Source organism: uncultured Aurantimicrobium sp. (assembly GCF_936931525.1).
GTDB lineage: Bacteria > Actinomycetota > Actinomycetes > Actinomycetales > Microbacteriaceae > Aurantimicrobium.
Genome location: NZ_CAKZII010000175.1, coordinates 1 through 3,898, shown reverse-complemented (window position 1 = coordinate 3,898; position 3,898 = coordinate 1). Strand labels below are relative to the sequence as shown.

Annotated in this window: 3 protein-coding genes; all 3 read left to right on the top strand. The window is 55.6% G+C overall.

The annotated features are described in order from the left end of the window. The coding region (gene mtrB / locus Q0362_RS09020) for an MtrAB system histidine kinase MtrB (RefSeq protein ID WP_298122709.1) at positions 1–1,341 on the top strand (1,341 nt) is incomplete at its 5' end. Continuing rightward, the gene (locus tag Q0362_RS09015) at positions 1,341–3,035 is read left to right on the top strand and encodes a GerMN domain-containing protein (RefSeq protein WP_298122708.1); all 1,695 of its coding nucleotides are present in this window, start codon (positions 1,341–1,343) and stop codon (positions 3,033–3,035) included. The genes mtrB and Q0362_RS09015, both read left to right, overlap by 1 nt. A gap of 199 nt (positions 3,036–3,234) precedes the next feature. After that, positions 3,235–3,813, top strand: coding sequence for a ComF family protein (locus Q0362_RS09010; RefSeq protein ID WP_298122706.1), 579 nt, complete (start codon positions 3,235–3,237; stop codon positions 3,811–3,813). Positions 3,814–3,898 lie beyond the last annotated feature (85 nt).

The window sequence follows — 3,898 nt, the reverse complement described above, 5'->3', positions numbered from 1 at the left end:
GACCAAGCATCGATGCAGTCGGTGATGAATGCGGCCCGCACAGCTATCCGTGATGCATCCTCGAGTGGCTTGGTTGCTGTCTATCGTGTGCCCGATCAGGAACCCAATGCGCTTGCTCCGCAGAACTTCTCCAGTCCTGAACTCACCGGAGGAGTGATCACTCCGGAACTCAAGGACCAGGTTGTCACCACTGCTGACCAGCAGTTCTGGCAATCAGTTGAGCTGCCCATCAATGGCGTCCTTGTTCCAGGTGTTGTTGTCGGCTCCCAGTTGGATATCCCAGGAGCTGGCACCTACGAACTCTTCATTGGCTATGACTTCCAACAGTCTGAACAAACATTGCTCTTTATTCAGCAGGTTCTGTGGTTCTCAGGTCTTGGCCTGTTGATCCTGGTCGGGGGAGTGGCATGGTTCGTATCCCGCATGGTGGTTTCGCCGCTGAAGAATGCGGCTGAAACTTCGCAGAAGCTTGCAGCTGGTGACCTGGCCGTGCGGATCCCTGAAAAGGGCGAAGACGTAGTAGCCACGCTTGCTCGTTCATTCAACGACATGGCAGGCAGTATGCAGCGCCAGTTGACGGAGCTCGCAGACCTTTCTGTCATGCAACAACGCTTTGTCTCCGACGTCTCACACGAGCTCCGCACACCGCTCACCACCATCAAGCTCGCAGGTGATGTTCTCTTCCAAGAACGAGAGAGCTTTGACTCCAAAACCAGGCGCAGCACTGAACTCTTGAATGCTCAGGTTCTCCGCTTTGAGAAGCTCTTGGGTGACTTGCTCGAGATCAGTCGCTATGACGCGGGAAGTGTGAACCTCGAGCCTGAGCCTACAAATGTTGCCGGACTAGTTCAAGATGTGGTGGGCACCATGACCACCTTGGCGGAGCAGCATGGTTGTGATCTGTCCCTCACCGCCCCAGGTGGTCACTTCGACGCAGATATTGATCCACGTCGCGTTCGCCGCATCTTGATGAACCTCATTGGTAACGCCATTGAACATGGTGAGCAGAAAGCCATTGATGTCGCCGTGGACTCCAACGCCACTGCTGTGGCCATTAGCGTTCGTGACCACGGTGTCGGTATGGATCCTGAACAACTAGAGCAAGTCTTCAGTCGCTTCTGGCGTGCAGATCCATCCCGCCAACGAACTTTGGGCGGCACCGGCTTGGGCTTAGCCATCTCGTTAGAAGACGCCCGCGTTCACAACGGACAGCTCGATGTGTGGGCAGCTCCGGGTGAAGGTGCCCTGTTCCGCCTCACCTTGCCCCGGGAACTTGATGTTCCCATTGCTTCTTCACCATTGCCTCTCGACCCCACTGATGAATCAGGCAGGGAGTCGTAATGTCACAGAAGCTATCGCGGGGAACAGCTATGGCACTGGCCATCTTGGCTGTGTTTGTGCTGACTGCGTGCTCAGGTATTCCTCGGACCAGTGGTGTGAATCAGGGCTCTGCGGTCGTTCCTGTTGAAGACGATGCCATTGAGTTCTTGCCTTCTGGCCCTGTTGAGGGCGCCACCATTGAACAGATTCTCCGTGGCTTTGTTGAAGCATCTTCTTCCCCGGTCAGTGACTATGCCATTGCCCGGCAGTTCCTTACCCCTGAGTTCGCTGCGAAGTGGGATGCCACCACAGGTGTGAGCGTGGATGCGGGTCTCCGGACGGTGACCCAAACAGCAGAAGGCCAAGGTCAGTTGACCTATTCACTCAATGCGCTTGTTGACTCCCAGGGAAATTATGCAGATGTTTCTCCGCCCCAATCCATCACGAGCGACTACTCCTTCCAAGAAGTAGAAGGACAATGGCGCATCAGTGCCGCACCTAATGGTGTCGTGATGGATCGCTTCACCTTCGACCAGGTGTACCAAGCACACCCGTTGTATTTCTTTGACTCCACCAACTCCATGCTGGTTCCGGACGTCAGATTCTTCCCCAACGGCGCATCAGCCAGCACACGCATTACCAAGGCGTTGTTGGCTGGGCCATCTGGATGGCTGTCAGCCAACGGCGCCGCTCACACCAGCTTCCCTTCCGGAACTGCACTTGTGGCAGACACTGTCCCTGTTTCCAAGGGAACGGCAACGGTTGACCTCAACTCAGCTGCACTTTCTGCGGATCCCACGATTATTCGTCAGATGAAGCAGCAACTTTCTGCCAGTTTGCAGTCTGTAGACAACATCACTGCGGTGAACATGTTGGTGGATGGTGCTGTTCTCAACAACGCCATCTCAAGTTCAATTGACTCCGTGTTGCCTAAGCCCGTTGATTCCAGGCCACTGGTGTTGACGGATAAAACCTTCGGTTACTGGACTGGGTCCAAAGTTGAAACAGTGACTCAGCTCTCACCGGTGTTGATGGGGCAACAGCCTTCCGCCATTACAACCTCTGCCGGAAACACCTTGGCGTCCATCCTCACGACAGAGGGAGCCTCTTTTGTTCGCAATGGCAACGCGCAGTTGGTCGATACACGTTCAGATTTGATCGCTCCAGCGTTAGATAACTTTGGCTATCTCTGGTCTGTTCCTGCTGATCAGCCCGGCAAACTCTTCGTTATCTCCACTGACGGCAAACAGCAGCAACTCGATGTTCCCTGGACTGGAGCGGACAACATCCTCTCCTTGTCCCTCTCTCGAGACGGTTCCCGCGTGCTGGCGCTGCTGCAGTTTGGCGACACCTATCAGCTGGTGGTGAGCGCTTTGGTCCGCGGAGAGAAATCAGTGCCTTCTCAACTGGGTGTTCCTGTGACGCTCTCCTTGGCAGCCGGAGTCCCCATCACCGCAGCATGGGTGGACTCCACCACGGTGGTGAGTGTGTCAGCCGTAGCTAATGGTGGCTCTAGTGTCCGAACGCAGGTCATTGGCGGACAGGGTCTCGATCTCCCCGTTGTGACTGCAGGGACGCCTCTCTCGGTCGCCGGAGCAAATACCGTAGCTGGTATTCGAATCCTCACTTCTGATGGTCAGGTGCTCACCCAGCGCAGCAGTGCCCAGTGGCAAAGCACGGTCACGGGTGTGGCAACGCTCGCTGTTCAGCAATAACAGCCCCGGCAACAACTTATCCACGGATAAGTGGAAAGAGCCTCAGGGTTTCTAGTGAATCCGGCACACTCCGAGCATGTGGAGTTTTCAGGAATTCAAAGAGCACTGTGCGGATGCCCTAGCGCTTGCACTTCCAATTAGTTGTGCGGGGTGTGATCGCCCAGATCGGAATCTCTGCCAGGAATGCCGGGCTCGTCTCGTGGCAGACCTCCAATACCGGGAACTCTTTGACGCGGAAAGCCTGCAGCGACTTCCACTGTGGTTCGCTATGGAGCTCGGAGAGCCCCTCAGTGGCGTTCTACATCGATTCAAGGAGCAGGGACGAACTTCCGTGAGAAAACATCTGGCAGCACCTCTGAGGGAGGCAATGAAGGCCAGCTATGACTCGGTTCGGTCGCAGGAGCTGCCTCAGCGCATCAGTTGGGTAGTGCCGCCGTCCAGCAGGGCCAGTTTTCGTCAGCGCGGGTATTCACCAATTGCCCTGCTTGCCACAGCGGCAGGAGTGAAGCTGGAAAAACTACTCAGCATCAATCGCACACGAGCAGACCAATCGCAGCTGGGTCGAATGCAACGATTCAGCAATATGAAGGGCGTCTACCGGTCTTTGCCAGCTGCACAGGGAAAGAAAATCATCCTCGTCGATGACGTCCTCACCACTGGTGCAACCCTGCTGGAATGCGCCCGGGCACTGCGTGCCGGGGGCGCGGACGTGGTGGGATCTGCCGTCCTTGCCTACACTCCCAAAAACTTTCAGGACACTCGCAGGGAAAATGCGTGACATTTAGCTCCAAACAGGACTACATTTTCTACAACATCGATTGGCGTGAAAGGATCGCCCAAAAGTTGGGCGTAAACGCCAACTA

Excerpts from the sequence above, each read along its gene's own strand:
- Q0362_RS09015 (WP_298122708.1), top strand. The coding sequence starts at position 1,341 with ATGTCACAGAAGCTATCGCGGGGAACAGCTATGGCACTGGCCATCTTG.